Origin of the sequence: Bacillus sp. FCW2 (assembly GCF_021228595.1) — a bacterium.
Taxonomy (GTDB): domain Bacteria; phylum Bacillota; class Bacilli; order Bacillales; family Bacillaceae; genus Bacillus; species Bacillus velezensis.
The window spans coordinates 631,120-647,412 of sequence record NZ_CP089436.1 but is presented as its reverse complement, the minus strand read 5'-3'; the positions used below and the strand labels follow the sequence as shown (position 1 = coordinate 647,412).

Here is a 16,293-nt window from a genome sequence, read left to right as displayed (position 1 = left end):
ATGCGAAATTGAGTCTCCCTTTAAATCACCCTTTATTTTATTAAATCATATCATTCTGTTTCGCATAAGTAAATGATCTATTTCGCATAATTACAGTTATGCGAAGTTATATCAAACCTTCTATTCTATTCAGCAAAGGAGCAACAAACCTAATGGCAAATAAAAAATTACGTGGTATCTATAAGATTGTTAACACAGCCAATAATAAAGTTTACATTGGTAGCTCGGTTGATATTGAATCAAGACACCAAGAACACAAAAGAGATTTAAGAAATGGGAAACATCATAATTACTTACTACAAAGAGATTGGAATAAGTATGGAGAAGAATCGTTTGAGTTTGTCACTATATCCACTCATGATACAAAATGTAAGCTTAGTGTATTAGAGTTTGAGACAATTGAAGAATATAAGAAACACCACACAATTTATAACATAAGCAATCCATTGGAAGAGCCGAGCAGGAGAAATGACCGAAGAGTAACCAAAGGAAAGAACACAAAAGGTGTTGTTTATAAATATACTCAATCCTATGTCCTCCGATGTCTGACGGAAGAACTGTTCGATAAAGCAAGATCATTACATAGCAATATAGGAAAACGTGTTTATTTCTTAAAGTCTGATGTTGATAAATGGATGATGAACTCTCTTCATAATTCAGAGATAACAACGGATGATCGGCTGCCTGGTTTACTAAATAGATGGTATAATCAAGTTGGCTTTGCTATCCTTGAATCATCAGCTTATAAAAGACAATTGACTAAACTTGGTGTTTCTGTTCCTATGTTCAAAAACATTCTTGTCCCAAAAGATTTTGTTTCCGTATTAATCAGTATGAAAAAAGATCCCTCATGGATCCCAAGAAAACCAAAAGGGTTAACCCCTATTCAACTGGATGCTTTACAACACACCTTGCTGGACTATAAACATGTTAAGCTTAGAGATAAGATTTCGATATGCTGTGACTTCTTCTCAAAGGAAATGACGAAAGCAAAGGAACAGATCAGTGAGCGGAAGTATTACAATAAGGATTCATTTGATGCCTATTTTAAGGATAAGATTAAAAGGCGTAATATCATTATGGATTGTGACATTGATAAGGTGTTACGCAAGATGTATTCTGAATTTGGCTTCAGAGCCTTTAAACGGATCAGTTATGAGCATATATTTGATCTATTGGGTATCACTGACCCTGATTGTAAAACCATAATTGCAAATGAACAAGTATTAGAACAACTTCACATTTACCCTTCTGTGGCTCATTTAAGCACCTCATCGTCCATTTAAATGACTATCTGTGACGAGTTTCTTCTATTATAATAGCAACCGAAAACAATCCCTCATTCTATATTCATAACTTATAACAAATTGTACTATGAATCAGTGTAAAGCGTGTATTTATATATTCGTAAATATGCATAAAAATAAGTGTTCGATTTAAATAACCTCGTTACGATCACGATAAACAATAAAAAAATATACACCGTTATACAAACAAAAATGCAAAGTTTTTAAAATTTATTCTTGATTTTTATTTCAATGTGTGTTCTTCATTCAATTTTGAGGAAATCCATAAAAACCCCGTGAAATGCACGTATAATGTATGTTATATAGGGAATTCAATACCAATATATAGGGGGTATATTAACATCTAAAGGCCAAAAAACAGGAACAAATGTACCCCTAGCACTTCCATTTCCACACCCAACTTATTTTTTAAGGGTTATTCTCTATCGTAATCGCTATCGTAAATCCCCATGATATCAACGTTTTTGCAACCTTTTCACCCTCTATTTTTAATGAACTCCACCAAATAAAGCCCTAAAACATTGATATTACAGGCTTTTACGATAACGCTTATTATATTCACCTTAATCACGCCCTATTATCGTTGATATAGTAGGCTTTTTTGCATTTTTAGACTGAAATTACGAACACCTTTTATGGGGGGTTAATTTAGATCAAAACACATTACGGAGCGGCTTACTATAAGCGGCTCTTTTATTATTTTTAGAAAGGATGTTTAAACAAAATGAGTCAAGATTTAAAGATCATACTCACACCCAAAGCTGATACCTCTTCAAAGACTGTCGAACAGTTAAATCAGCAAATTAAATCTTTAGGGAAAAAGCTTAATTCCCTTAATTTAAAGACCAATATTGATGCCTCTGCTTTAAAGACTCTCAACGATTTCTCCTCTGCAGTCGACACTTATCAAAAACATCTTAAATCCTTCAATCAAACAGTTAAAGAAACTACAACGATTACCAGAAATGCCGATGGCACTGTTGAAAAGCTGACGCAGCAATATAAGAAAAATGGCGAAATCATTCAGCGTGAAACAAAGACCATAGACAATCGCAATCAATCATTACGTGAACAAACGCAAGAAGTTAACAGGCTTGCTCAAGCGACTGAAAAACTTGGTCAAGTACAGAAAAGAACAGAACAGAAGAATTCTCAAGGACAAACAACGAGGGTTACTCAAAAGAACCGCAATGGCTTCGATGATATTACCTATACAACTGATCCAAAAACAAATGCTACTACATCTAAAGTAACAACGAACTATGATCAGCAACGAAAAGCCATTGAACAATTAAAGCTGGATTTAGAAAAACTTAGACAGCAAGGAATTGTAACTGACACCACCCTCTCTTCCCTTGGACGGAAATTAAATACTGCTCAAACAGCACAGCAAATTGAAGCATTACAAAACAGAATTAAGATGCTCGATGATAAGTCTGCTGCTGTGGCGAAAAATAATGAACTCAGAAAAACTATTGAGTTGTATCAACGTCAAGCGCAGGTAAACGTACAAAACCTTAATACACGTTACGGCGATACAATGGGTGACGGCAATAGACAAGCTGCTCAAGATTATTTAAATGCAGTAAATAGTCTTAATGTAAGTGCCGGCGGTAGAAACAACATAAGATCACAAATGCAAAGTTTGAACATGCAATTCAGGGAATTGGCTTCAAATGCTCAAACAGCTGCAAGTCAAGCCTCTTCTTTTGGTGCAGAGCTAACTCAAGCTTTCAAAAATATGTCAACATACCTGATTAGTGGAACACTCTTTTATGGAGCGGTTCAAGGAGCAAAATCCCTGGTTGATCAAGTAATACAAGTTGATACTCAAATGACAAACATACGTCGGGTAATGGATCAGCCAGAATATAAATTTAATGAACTTCTTCAAGAGTCAATCGATTTAGGTGACACACTTTCAAACAAAATCACTGACATTCTCCAAATGACCGGTGATTTCGGGCGTATGGGCTTCGATGAAAGTGAACTGTCCACTCTAACAAAAACCGCTCAGGTACTTCAAAACGTCTCTGACTTGACTCCTGACGACACAGTTAACACTTTAACTGCCGCAATGTTAAACTTTAATATTGCCGCAAACGATTCCATTTCAATTGCAGATAAGCTTAATGAAGTCGATAACAACTACGCTGTAACTACAATGGATCTGGCTAACAGTATTAGAAAAGCTGGTTCAACAGCTTCAACATTTGGTGTTGAACTAAATGATTTAATTGGTGATACTACAGCAATTGCAAGTACTACTCGCGAATCAGGAAACATTGTTGGTAACTCACTTAAAACCATTTTCGCACGTATTGGGAATAATGATAGCTCGATTAAAGCCTTAGAACAGATAGGAATTTCGGTAAAGACTGCGGGTGGAGAAGCTAAGTCAGCAAGTGACCTTATCGGCGAAGTTGCAGAAAAATGGGACACTCTGAGTGATGCACAAAAGCAAAATACCTCAATAGGCGTGGCTGGTATTTATCAGCTTTCAAGATTTAATGCCTTGATGAATAATTTCTCTATTGCCCAGAATGCCGCAACAACCGCCGCTAATTCCGCCGGGAGTGCATGGAGTGAACAACAGAAATACGCTGACAGCTTACAAGCAAGAATAAACACGCTCCAAAACAAGTTTACTGAATTAGCGATTGCTTCAGGAGATGCTTTTGTAAGTGATGGGTTGATTGCTGCTGTATCTGTAGCGGGGAATGCCCTTTCTGCTATTTCTGGATTAGTTAAGGGTATTGGGTTTTTACCTATTGCATTTATGACAGCCAATTTAGCTGTAGTTGGTTTTAACAAGAATATCCGTGCTCTTCAAACTGCACTCATATTTGGGGCTGAATCACTTACAGAAACTCAACGTGCCACTTTAGCTCTTCAATCTGGAATGTCTAGAGCAGCAATTGCATCTAAAGTTTTCTCGGCAAGCATTAAGAGTATTGGGTCTGCAACAGCGATTGGCGCTGTATTGATGGGTGTTGGTCTGGTAGTAGAAAAGATAACATCAGGATATGCAGAGGCAAAAAAAGCTAAAGAGGATTTTGAGCAATCAAAGTCCACAAGCATTGAAGCAATTACAACTAATAAAGATGAAACTGACAAACTTATAAGTCAATATCAAGACCTTCAAAAAGCTAAGGAAGCAGGTTCTTTATCATCTGAAAGAGAACAAGAATATCTACAAGTCACGCAACAATTAGCACAAACATTTCCTATGCTGGTTTCTGGTTATGATTCTCAGGGCAATGCAATCATTAAAACCAATGATGCTTTAAAGGATGCCATTAAGTACACCAAAGACTTAGTCGAATTAAACAAAGAAGACATCAAAACAAGTGCTAAAGGTGATTTTAAGGATCAGCTCAAAGAGTTGGAAAAATTAAACGACCAGATGAGCCAGTATGAGAAAATGGCCAGCACGTATTCAAAAGGTAAAACTGCTTGGTCTTTCCTGGAAAGTCCTTTCTCTAGTGATGATGATTACAAAAATGCAGGTGTTAAAGCAAAGGAAGAAATCAAAAGACTTGGTCAAAGTCTATCTGGTGTTCAAATTGAAATAAGGGAACAAGTTCAGAAAACAGTTGACGCTTATAACTCAATAAAAATTGACCCTAACATAAAGAAAGATATTAACGATGCATTTAGCAAAATTGATTTTACTAAGCTTAGTGCTGATGAACTAACCTCCTTTTCTAAAACAGTTTCTGACGACTTGGTAAGAATACAAAAAGCACTGAACTCTGGTGATAAAGACGGATTTGCTTCCGCTTCTAAGAGCCTGGAAGAACTCGTCAATCAATACATGACTGGTGAAAACAAGAATAATGGCTTGGTTCTCTCTTATGACAATTTAAAAGAAGCCATTGACTCTACAAACGATTCTGCACAAACTGCAAAAGTAACATGGGATGAAAATGGTGAAGGTGTAGATGCATTAGGTGAGCAAGTCGGGAATTTGTCTGACAAGCTCAAAGAAGCTAAAGGTGATTTTGAAGCAATTAAAGGAATCATCGATGACTTAGTTGAATCAAAGCAAAATGATGCTGCTATATCTGCCATTCAAAATGAAGCTTATGACACTATGTCTGACAGCATCTCCCCTTTAAATAACCTCCTTGAAAAAATGTCTGAAGGTAAAAGCATATCTGCAACAGAAGCCATGAAGCTTATTCAGAAAGAACATGATCTTGCTGATGCAATTTCTGTTGAAAATGGTGTTGTAAAAATCAACAGAAATGCAGTTGTTAAGCTTCGGGACACAAAACTCAAAGCTTACAATGATATGCAACAATCTGTAAGACAAGATCTAATTAATCAGGCTAATGCATTAAATAAAAAGATCAACATGTATAAGTCTGAAGTCAAGGCTATCAAGACTGTCCAAGACGCTTATAAAATGAAGTCTGAGCTTGAAGACAACAAGAAAAAGATATACGACGAACTAAAAAAAGGGAACAGTGGTGCGCTACAGTTCCTACCGAAAACACAAGATGATTTAAACCAGGTCACTGATATCACCGATCAACTTAAAGAGCTTGATAAACTAGCCGATTTGGCTTCAACTTCCCTATCTGAAACAGGAACATCTCTTGATGACCTTTCTTCTTCAAGTGATAAAGCCTCTGAGGAAATGAAAACATCTATGTATGTGGCTGATAAATACAAGGAAGCTCTGGAGAAAGTCAACGCTGAAGTTGAAAAGTACAATAAGCAGGTAAACGACTATCCAAAGTATTCTCAAAGTTATCGAAATGCCCTGCAGAAAGAAATTAAAGCTCTTCAACAAAAGAAAAAGCTTATGCAGGAGCAAGCCAAACTCCTCAAGGATCAAATCAAGTCAGGGAACATTGCACAATACGGTATCGTAACCTCTTCCCTTTCCTCTGGTTCATCTTCTGGTGGTACTTATTCTTCCGGTGGCGGGTCTTACTCCGGTAAATACTCCAGCTACATTAATTCTGCCGCAAGCAAATATGGTGTCGATCCAGCTCTAATTGCAGCTGTAATCCAACAAGAATCAGGATTCAACGCAAGAGCTCGTTCTGGAGCAGGCGCAGCCGGATTAATGCAGTTGATGCCTTCCACTGCTAAAAGCTTAGGGGTAAACAATGTTTATGATCCTTATCAGAGCATTATGGGTGGCACGAAATATTTAGCCCAACAACTAAGCAAATTTGGTGGTAATGTTGAGAAAGCACTTGCTGCTTATAACGCAGGGCCTGGTAATGTAATTAAATATGGTGGAGTCCCTCCCTTCAAAGAAACACAGAATTATGTTCAGAAGATCATGTCAAATTACACCAAGTCAATGACTTCTGCTAATTCCTCTATTGCAAGCTACTACACGAAGAACAGTGCGTTTAGAATAAGTTCTAAGTATGGTGCACAAGATGGCGCTTACCGATCAACTCCACACAAAGGTATCGACTTCGCAGCAAAAGCTGGAACCGCAATTAAATCGGTTCAGAGTGGGAAAGTTCAAATTGCTGGTTATAGCAAGACTGCCGGTAACTGGGTTGTCATTCAGCAGGATGATGGAAAAGTTGCTAAGTATATGCATATGCTTGATACCCCTTCTGTTAAAGCCGGTCAAACTGTTAAAGCTGGCCAGACCATCGGTAAAGTTGGCAGTACGGGTAATTCAACTGGAAATCACCTTCATCTTCAAATTGAGGAAAACGGAAAGACAATTGACCCTGAGAAGTATTTAAAAGGTGTGGGTACATCTATTTCAGATGCATCTCAAGCTGAAGCAGAACGACAACAAGCAATAGCGCAAGCTAAATCCGACCTCCTCTCCCTCCAAGGTGACATTGACTCAGTAAACGATCAGATACAGGAACTCAGATATGAAATCGTTCAGTCGAAGCTTGATGAATATGACAAGCGTATTGGTGATTTTGATGTAAGAATCGCTAAAGACAAAGCGCTCGCTAGTCATTACCTGAGCGACAGTAAAGAATTCCGCAAGTATACAAACGATCAGAAAAAAGCTTTAACTGAACAGCAAAAGATTCAGAGTCAGAAGGTTTCTTTTATTGAAAAAGAAATCAAAACAAACAAAACTCTGAATGCCGCTCAAAGAGCGCAGCTTGCTGAGGAATTAAAACAAGCTAAGATTGATCTCATCAATTTCCAAGAAGAAGTAAGAGAACTCCGAGGACAGCTCATTCAGTCTGAGGTTGATGAAACGCTTAACAAAATCGAAAAGTCTTCAAAGAAAACTGAATCCAAAATCAAAGATGTTGACAATAAGATTCAGATGACTACGGAAGACAAAGATAAAGTTAAGTACTACAGTCAGCAAGTCAAATTAGTACAGCAACAGCAGGCTGAGACCAAAAAATACATCAAGCAATTAGAGGAACAGAAAAAAGCAGCAAAGGGCTTTCCTGACATCCAGAAACAAATCACAGAGGAAATCGAAAATTGGAAAGATAAGCAGAAAGATTATAATCTTGAGCTTTATAACACCAAAAAGTCGATCAAGGACATCTATAAATCCCTTGCTGATGAAGTTGTCTCCATCTATAAAGAGATGTACGAAAAGATGCGTGATATTGAATTAAAAGCGCATCAAAAAGCTACGCAAGACTTGATTGATGAGATTGATAAAACTGATGATGAAGCTAAATTTCAAAAACAGTTAAAAGAGAAACAAGATGGAATTCAGGAAATACAAGATAAGCTAAACAAGCTTGCACTCGATGATTCCGAAAAAGGCAAGTCTGATTATAATGATCTGAAAAAGGAATTAGAAAAACAACAGATTGATTTAGATGAGTTTCTTAAAGATCGCGAGAACAGCAAACGAAAAGAATCGTTGCAGGATCAACTTGAAAAAGATCAGGATGCCATAAATGATAAATATGATAATCTGACAAATGACGAGAGAGCTTTTAAAGAGCTTGAAAAAAAGCTAATGGATGGGAAGATTACTGATATTGCTAAGCAGCTGAATGAATTCTCTAAGTTCATTAACAGCAATATGGAGTCCATTGGTAAAAGTATCTCTAATAACCTTATCGATAAGCTTAAAGAAGCCTCCAATGCCCTGAATACTGTGACCAAAGGTAATACAACAGGCAAAAAAATATCCTCATTTGAAACAGGAGGATACACAGGAACAGGTTTAGGTTCTGGCAAGCTTGCTATTCTTCATGATAAAGAGCTTATTCTGAATAAGACTGACACCAAGAACATGCTTGAAACTGTAAAGCAAGTTCGCAATCTGTCTGATAACGATTTGAATAATGAAACACCTAAATGGGGTCAAGGTGGAAAATTAGTAACCTTGATTAACAAAGGAATCACCACTATTCCATCAATAATTCCGAATATTAATCAATCAAGTCTTTCTAATAGTTTGATACCTAGCATTCAAAACATTGGTAAACCGATTTCAACACTCAATAATACTAAGGAAACAACCAAAAACATCTCCCCTGTATTCAACAATAATGTTACATTACACGGGATTAATGATCCTAAACAGATTACTAATCAGGTAATGAAGGAACTAAATGAAAGACAAAAACAATACGGCATGGAATTTTAATCATTTAGAGTCGGTCTTAGGATCGGCTCTTTTAATTTTGGAGGTAGCTTATGTTTCGTGAAAAAATGTATTTCATGTATAACGGTAGACGATCAACCGATTTTGGCATAGTCAATTGTTCAGTTGATGATGGTTTATTTAGAGAAGAATTTTTAAGCAGCCGCTCAATAAATGAGACGTCAGTAGCAGGCATTGATATACCGCATTTTGAAGGAGTGAAACGAGAACCGAGACAGCTCAAACTCCGCTTTTGGATGAGTGAATCATGGGATGAAAAGAAAATTAGTGAAATTGTAGATTGGTTGGATGTTGATTACTATCAGCCACTCTCCTTTATGCCTGAAGACTATGTTTATTATTGTCTCCCTGTAGATGTGACTGAAATAGTTCATAATGGCTTGAAAGAAGGGTATTTAGAGTTAAATATGAGATGTGATTCCCCTTATAAATATAGTCCCATTACTAGCCTACATCAAATCGTTGATGACTATAAGACTGTTGAGATAAGAAACACGGGCAGAATTAAAATAACCCCTGAAATCACAATAGTTAAAAAAGGTAACGGAGATATTACCTTATCTAATCTTTCTAACTTTAATGGAAAACCACTCACCATAACCAACCTTGAAGATGGTGAGACAATTATGATTGATGGAGAGTATGAAACCATTCAGTCAGACAAATACGGCAATTCACGATATAAAAATTGTAATGAAGAGTATTTGTGGCTTGTATATGGAGTAAATAGAGTTAAAGTCGAAGGCGGATGTCACATAACCTTCACGTATCAATGTACACACAATTAAACGGAGGTTGGCTTATGAGAAAACGAATAAATAGAAATATTAAGGTCGATAAATTAAAGCTGTCATTAACAACCACAAATAAAATAAAAATAGCCAACGTCCTCCCCTTCTTTTCCGCCTCCACAACAGAAAATTTCGGGAGCGGCTATAATGAACTTTCATTTGAAATTCCGACAACTATTCTAAAACGTCATGTCAAGAAACGCAATCATATTGCGGATATTCTTAAAGTGGGATTCTTGATTAAGACTAATTATAAAAATGAAGAACATTGGTATGTCATTACGAACGTGGATAGGAAACAAGCAAGCGATTCTAAACGGATAGGAGTAAGCTGTAAAAGTCTTCACTATCTCCTATACAGAAAGAAAATTGATGCGTATGAAAACTTATCTCGAAATCTAACTGAAGCTGCTACGGATTGTTTAAAAACAACTGGATGGAATATTGGCTATGTTTATGAGGAATTCAACATTAAACGCCGCTCATTTGATGAAACCAGTACAAACCGGCTTGACCTATTGTTTAAAATCGCTGAAACATTTGATGCAACATTGAAGTTTGACACTAAGAATGAAATTATACACTTCCATAAGAAAGAAGAGCTGTGCGAATTTAAACATGTAAAGTTTAAACCAGGGCAATTTTTGATTGATGTTTCAGATCCGGACGACCTAGAAGAAGTTGTTACAAGGCTTAGAGTTGTAGGTAAAGATGGAATTGGAATAAACTCAGTTAATCCAACAGGACAGCCCTATTTAGATGACTTTTCATTTTTCCTTTATCCTTTTGAACGTGATGAAAATAGAAATGTAATAAGGTCAAGTGAACGAATAAGTGATGAGCTGGCACATCGGATATTAGATTATAATGTGCTAGTAAATGAGAATTCAACACGATTCAAAGCGCTATTGGATGAAAAAACACAACTTGATAAACAAAGATCGCAATTAGAAGCAGAAAAAGCAGCACTTGAAATTGAAAGAAAACAGATTTTAGATAAGATTGAAGTTGCTAAGAGCGCAAAGGATCCAATTGATGATCTTAACAAACAACTGAGTGATAAACTTGTAGAGGTAAACAAAAACCAGAAAGAAATTGAAAATGTAATCAGCAGCATTGCGAAAAATGCAACTGACACTGAAAACCTTAGAGGATTGTTGTCCCAAGAGAATTTCTTCGGGGAAAAGCTAATGAGTGAACTGTCCAAGATCATATATGAAGATACCTGGACAAATGACAATATCTTTGATGAATCTGATCTATATGAAGCTGGTCTAAAAGAAATGGCAACAAAAAGTTCTCCGCCCATTAACATAACAAACCTTAGCGTATACAACTTCTTCAAGTGCATTGATCATCAATTTTATTGGGATAAATTTGATCTAGGGGATATTGTTCAGGTTGTCAATGAAGAGCTCGGCATAAATGTAAAAGCAACGATAACGCAGATTGTCATTAATCATGATGATTCAACTATGGCATTGTCAATAACGAATGGTAAGCGTGCAGAAAGTGCCCTGGATAAACAAATCAAGTCCCGTTACAAAACTCAAAAAGCAGCTTCCGAATTTAATCAAAGAAAACTAGACTACGAAAAAGTGTATTACAATTTCACGCAGAGAAATGATCAAATTTCTACTCCCGTTGATCCCCCTACCCTATCCTCTAAACAAACTTTGTCACACATTGTAAATGATAACGGTTCTGTTGACATTACTGTTGAGTGGGAATATCCCGATGATTACACAATTGATAAAAATAATATAGACGGCTTCAGAATAATTGCATATGCCAGCGATTTACCGGATCAATACATGTTTGGAGCAACAATGGCACATGAAAATAGCTTGACTGTTGATAGAGAAAAACGTAAAGCGGTTTTCACAAGCCTTACTCCTAACAAGTATTACACATTTGGAGTACAAGCATATAGAAGCGTTGATCCCAATATTGCTACTGATGGATATATTAGATCTGACATTGTAGTCTCAAGTATTAAATCAGAAAATCCATACCTCCCCTCTAATTCCGTTGAAGTGAAAGGAAGTCTCGATGGAAAAGTTAACGGACTTTATACAATATCTACAGAGACAAAGCCTATTGCGCCAGAAGCGGGAACAATTTGGATCGATCCAAAGACTAATAAACAAGAGCTTTTCAATGGTGAAGAGTGGATTGTGTCTTCTGCGGGCTCGGCTGATTCATTAAATGGTTACACGACTTCAACACTATCCACGCCTAATACAATACCTGTACGTAATGACCAAGGAATCATTATAGGTTCTATAGATGGCAACGCTGAGTTTCTTGGGGGTAAACTACACTCAGAATATGCGCTATCCTCTGATGTTCCTCAGATGGCTAAAGGAACGTATGTGGGTGATGGAACAATTAGTAAACAGATATTACTGCCTTTCACTCCAACACATGTGAAAGTGTGGCCAGTGTCTTCTAATGATTCCATGTTATTAATTGATGAGACAGGAGGTTATACGTATCAGGTAAATGAAATGGGAATATACCTGGTTGGGGGAAACTCTACATACGGAAGTATGAACGAATTTGGATTTATAACAGGCTCAGACAGCAATCAAAGAGGGAATAAATTAAACATCAAGTATATATGGGAAGCATATAGGCATGTAAACTAAACAGGCGTATCCTTATTGGATACGTCTTTTTTTTGATTTTACAATGGAAATATAAAGAAGTCGCTCCGTAATGTAGGTTATAATAAATTAAATTAACAATTAGGAGAGGGTAAAATAAATGGAACAATTAATCTCAGTACTCATTTTTTCTTTACCAGGGTTATTAGCTTACTTTTGGATACAAATATTCGGTATAAATCCAGCAGTTAAACACAATGCTGGTGAACTTGTTGGTTTATCAGCTCTATTGTGGATTCCTGTTTCTTCGATAAACATATGGGTTATGAATATCCTTGCCAAGAGCGGGCAATGGTGGTCATACATGAAGACTGTGGAAGATATTAAGAACAACGCCGAGGATATTCGCTTTTTAACCTGCTTTACAATTATAACACTATTCTCAAGCTTGCTTGTCTCAGCTATTTGGGCAGTCTCTTTATACAACATTTTCCTTTGGGTGATTAACAAAATTAGATTGTTTAGAAATATGGTTGTTTTAGATGAGACCACGTCCATTTGGGACACTTTTTTTCTTGCTTTTAAAGAAAACAAAAAAGGTGACAATGAAAAGAAAAAAAAGACTCCTTCTCTGATAGTAGAAATGTACTATTTAAATAATCCAGATAACAGAATGTATGGAGCTATTTCAAATATGTCCCGCCCTTTTGAGGCGGAACGTGCATTAATTTTACAAGAACCTGATGAATGGAAACAAGCATACGAAAGATATAAGTATCCTGTTAAAAGAACCTATGTTGATACCAAATCAGGGCTGGTAGTTAATGAGTTAGATAATACCGAACATATTATTAAGTAATTATTTTTGAGGCGGTCTTGGTGCAGACGCAGTATCTCTCCGACCCGACCTTGTCTCACTACTGCCTTTATGAACTTTTGGAGCTTGAGGAACCGGCCGTTTACCGGATTCATTTAAGGGAATGTATTGTTTTGTTGTCAAAGTAATCACCTCTTCATCATCTTAGAATAACAGGACTTTATACTATTCGACAAAAAACGGTTATTTCCTTCTAAAATGAGGAAAGATTCCCTTAATGATTCTCGGCTAAGACATGTTTGTATAACTTTCATAAATAACTGTAAATGTTTATACTTTATACAAATAGAACTCTTTTGATTCTGCCTTGTGCTTCGTCCATACACTACTAATATTATGTTCTTTACAGATTTGGTAGGCTTCTTCACCTAAACACTCTCTAGTTTTTTGCAGATTTTGCACTTTTTCACCTTTGATATTATTATCCTTCCACCCTTTGAAATAAATCTTCTCTCCATCTTCATAAGCTGGACGATTCAATTCAGCTATTTCGTGAATTGCAACTCTTGAATTAACATTAACCCTTTCAGGAATCTGAATATTTAATTCTTCGAAAAAGTACTTTGGTTTAAAAGGATTATTCGGATCGTACTGTAATCCTAAAATCTCAACTAAAGCCTTATAATGGTCTCTGTCAATAGAGGTCTTTATATCATAGTCAGTACTTACAGACACGGAAAGGCAAAATAATTCAGAACGTACACCAATTAAAAGTTTATATGGGTCAATATCAGCTAAGAATATCGCTTTAAAAAGTTTTCCGTTTTTTCTAAAATCAAACGTTACACGTTCTAAATTGTTTTCTTTCATATTCTGATGAAGAATTTCTAATCCATCTAGTTTCATGGCCATCTCCTTTTTTTGATGTTTATCATTCAATCAATTTTACTGTTCCATGGTCTATTTTTCCACTAAACAGATGACTTTCTAAATAAAATTCTCCTTTTATGCAAAGACTTGACCGTTTTCATACGATAATAGTTAGAGAGAAAAACATTTCTCTTTTCCAATTTTGTAATATAATAAAAGAAAAAAGGAAGTGTATCCATGCCCCCTCTGGTTTATGGAAGTTTAATTGCATTCATTTGTTTTATTACTGCCGTGGTTTTAGCTAATCATGACAACATACCTGGAATGTGGCTTGCTTTATTCGGAGTTTTTGCTGCCATCATATTAACCGCTTATTTGCAAAGAAAAAGAGAAAGCACATTTGCAAAAAATCAATTCAATGAATTAGAAAACCTTTTGAAAAATACACCTGACTTTAAGAGCGATAATAAGTTTCTCTCACCTGTCGCTGATAGCTTAATTGCAATAGACGAAACAAACGAAAAAGTTCTCTTAATTGAAAATAAACATGTAAATGCAATGCATTTCTCTAAAACGACTAGCAAATATGATTATTTACATAAAGTATTCTCTTTTGAGGATATTCTTCAAGTGGAAATGTTAGAGGATGGTGTAACAGTCAATAAGACCTCTACATCAAGTCAAATCGGTAGAGCGGTTTTAGGTGGTTTAATTGGCGGTGGAGTCGGCGCTATTATCGGAGGATTATCAGGGGAGTCAGTATCATCGCAGAAGATTAGAAAAGCACAGTTGAGAGTGGTTGTTAATAATAAAGAGAAGTCATTTTACACAATAACATTTATTAATTTTGAACAACCGCAATCAAAAGATAACCAATTTTACAAGCCTTTAAATGATCGTCTTATTCACTGTTTCAATTTGTTGACGCATATACTCAAAAAAGATGCTAAAGAAAATCCAGTTCAAACGGGAGTAGCTGACGAACTGACAAAACTAGCCGCTCTATATAAAGATAACCTATTAACTCAGGCTGAATATGAGAGCCAAAAGAAAAAATTATTGTCTTAAAATGTACGGATATCAACAAATATATTTCTTGATATTGTTTGATCAAGGAGTATCTATGTTGATATCCTTTTTATTTTAGATTAAGAAGGCAAAATTACGTTAAATAATTTCTCTCTTGTCTTATTGGAACATACGGAATCGCTTAATTTAATTTCCTGACTCACAAATGATGGAATCAACGTTCTCGCCAGCTCTAATAACTCTTCATTTTGCAAATTATCGCCATGTATCTCTTCTAGCAAACGTCCTATTACACCTGCTAATATGTCAGCAGCTTGTATCCATCTACTTCGCGTTGACCCCCCTATTGAAAACTCCTTTAAGTGCTTATATCCCATTAAGATACTATTGCCATCAGTTAAATTGGCCTCAAACGGCGGAGCTGTAGCAAACCTGCGGTATAGCTCGATATAAGAATCTTCAAATTGCTGCGTTTCATCATGAATAAGCGAAAATGTATTTTGAGTTTTTCTCCCCAATTCTTCAATCATCTGAATTAGAGATATAAAAACAGGAACATTGATAGCTTCCATCGATTTTTTAGGCAAACTTCTGTGAGCTGCTCTTTCAGAAGCCATGTTACTCTCAATAGTTGATAGTGCACCTTTAAACCATGTGCTTAATTCATCCAATCCTTCTGAAAGAGCGTATTCAGACAATCGGATAATGCATTGTGTCATTTTTTCTACATTATTGTCTTTGTAAGAATTTATAAAATCAGCTAATTGTTCATCAGGGAACAAATACACTTTTTCAGCTAATACCTTTTTCTTTAAATTGTCATAAGTAAACTGGGTATCTACTTTATCGTTGTACGCTGGATCAAGTAAAGTTTCAATAACTTTCGCAGCTATACAATATTTTTTTTCGGCAAATACAAACACGGGCACACAGCCCGACTCCCCAAGCCGCTCGAATAAGTTTATAAACTCCTGACGTGCTTTTTTTCTGTTTAGTAATTTATTACTTTTAAGCTCGCCCGGAACACCTAGTGAACTTGCACATTCATCAAGAAAAGCTGTATTTTTCAAAATTGTATTAGGCACAATCCAACCAGCAATCACAAAAAAAGGTTGATTTAAGTCTAAGTAGTTCCCTCCACTATTACCAGACTCATCACAAAAAACTGTATATTTATTTAGGTGTTCCATGCAACATTTTTTAAATTTAACTCCACTGCCACAAGAGCAGGGTTGATTTCTCAAGTTTGTCATGTTTTGTTCCCCCAAACTTTAAATAA

8 protein-coding genes are annotated in these 16,293 nt (G+C 36.1%); 6 read left to right on the top strand and 2 right to left on the bottom strand.

The window, feature by feature from the left end; genetic code table 11:
- The first annotated feature begins 152 nt into the window (after positions 1 to 152).
- The 5 genes from K3G25_RS03240 (at position 153) to K3G25_RS03220 (ending at position 13,157) form a co-directional block, all read left to right on the top strand.
- Positions 153 to 1,286 (top strand): GIY-YIG nuclease family protein, encoded by a 1,134-nt coding sequence (locus K3G25_RS03240; protein WP_127010388.1) that lies wholly within the window; start codon positions 153 to 155, stop codon positions 1,284 to 1,286.
- A gap of 745 nt (positions 1,287 to 2,031) precedes the next feature.
- Complete coding sequence (locus tag K3G25_RS03235) at positions 2,032 to 8,880, top strand: phage tail tape measure protein (protein WP_232489587.1); 6,849 nt, start codon at positions 2,032 to 2,034, stop codon at positions 8,878 to 8,880.
- Positions 8,881 to 8,930: 50 nt separating this feature from the next.
- Positions 8,931 to 9,686: a phage tail domain-containing protein gene (locus K3G25_RS03230; protein WP_106503122.1), complete on the top strand. Its 756-nt coding sequence runs from the start codon at positions 8,931 to 8,933 to the stop codon at positions 9,684 to 9,686.
- 14 nt (positions 9,687 to 9,700) lie between these two features.
- Positions 9,701 to 12,340 (top strand): DUF7359 domain-containing protein, encoded by a 2,640-nt coding sequence (locus K3G25_RS03225; RefSeq protein WP_161619867.1) that lies wholly within the window; start codon positions 9,701 to 9,703, stop codon positions 12,338 to 12,340.
- 118 nt (positions 12,341 to 12,458) lie between these two features.
- Positions 12,459 to 13,157 (top strand): hypothetical protein, encoded by a 699-nt coding sequence (locus K3G25_RS03220; RefSeq protein ID WP_127010393.1) that lies wholly within the window; start codon positions 12,459 to 12,461, stop codon positions 13,155 to 13,157.
- A 288-nt stretch (positions 13,158 to 13,445) separates the two neighbouring features.
- On the opposite strand, the gene K3G25_RS03215 is transcribed toward K3G25_RS03220, so the two are convergent.
- Positions 13,446 to 14,021 (bottom strand): DUF6037 family protein, encoded by a 576-nt coding sequence (locus K3G25_RS03215; protein ID WP_161619868.1) that lies wholly within the window; start codon positions 14,019 to 14,021, stop codon positions 13,446 to 13,448.
- A 201-nt stretch (positions 14,022 to 14,222) separates the two neighbouring features.
- On the opposite strand from K3G25_RS03215, the gene K3G25_RS03210 reads away from it, so the two are divergent.
- Entirely contained in the window at positions 14,223 to 15,053 is an 831-nt protein-coding gene (locus K3G25_RS03210; protein WP_127010397.1) for an SHOCT domain-containing protein, read from the top strand.
- An 80-nt stretch (positions 15,054 to 15,133) separates the two neighbouring features.
- Here K3G25_RS03210 and K3G25_RS03205 read toward each other — a convergent pair whose 3' ends face one another.
- Entirely contained in the window at positions 15,134 to 16,267 is a 1,134-nt protein-coding gene (locus K3G25_RS03205; RefSeq protein ID WP_127010399.1) for a DUF3800 domain-containing protein, read from the bottom strand.
- Between the last annotated feature and the right edge of the window lie 26 nt (positions 16,268 to 16,293).

Excerpts from the sequence above, each read along its gene's own strand:
- K3G25_RS03240 (WP_127010388.1), top strand. The coding sequence starts at position 153 with ATGGCAAATAAAAAATTACGTGGTATCTATAAGATTGTTAACACAGCC.
- K3G25_RS03235 (WP_232489587.1), top strand. The coding sequence starts at position 2,032 with ATGAGTCAAGATTTAAAGATCATACTCACACCCAAAGCTGATACCTCT.
- K3G25_RS03230 (WP_106503122.1), top strand. The coding sequence starts at position 8,931 with ATGTTTCGTGAAAAAATGTATTTCATGTATAACGGTAGACGATCAACC.
- K3G25_RS03225 (WP_161619867.1), top strand. The coding sequence starts at position 9,701 with ATGAGAAAACGAATAAATAGAAATATTAAGGTCGATAAATTAAAGCTG.
- K3G25_RS03220 (WP_127010393.1), top strand. The coding sequence starts at position 12,459 with ATGGAACAATTAATCTCAGTACTCATTTTTTCTTTACCAGGGTTATTA.
- K3G25_RS03215 (WP_161619868.1), bottom strand. The coding sequence starts at position 14,021 with ATGAAACTAGATGGATTAGAAATTCTTCATCAGAATATGAAAGAAAAC.
- K3G25_RS03210 (WP_127010397.1), top strand. The coding sequence starts at position 14,223 with ATGCCCCCTCTGGTTTATGGAAGTTTAATTGCATTCATTTGTTTTATT.
- K3G25_RS03205 (WP_127010399.1), bottom strand. The coding sequence starts at position 16,267 with ATGACAAACTTGAGAAATCAACCCTGCTCTTGTGGCAGTGGAGTTAAA.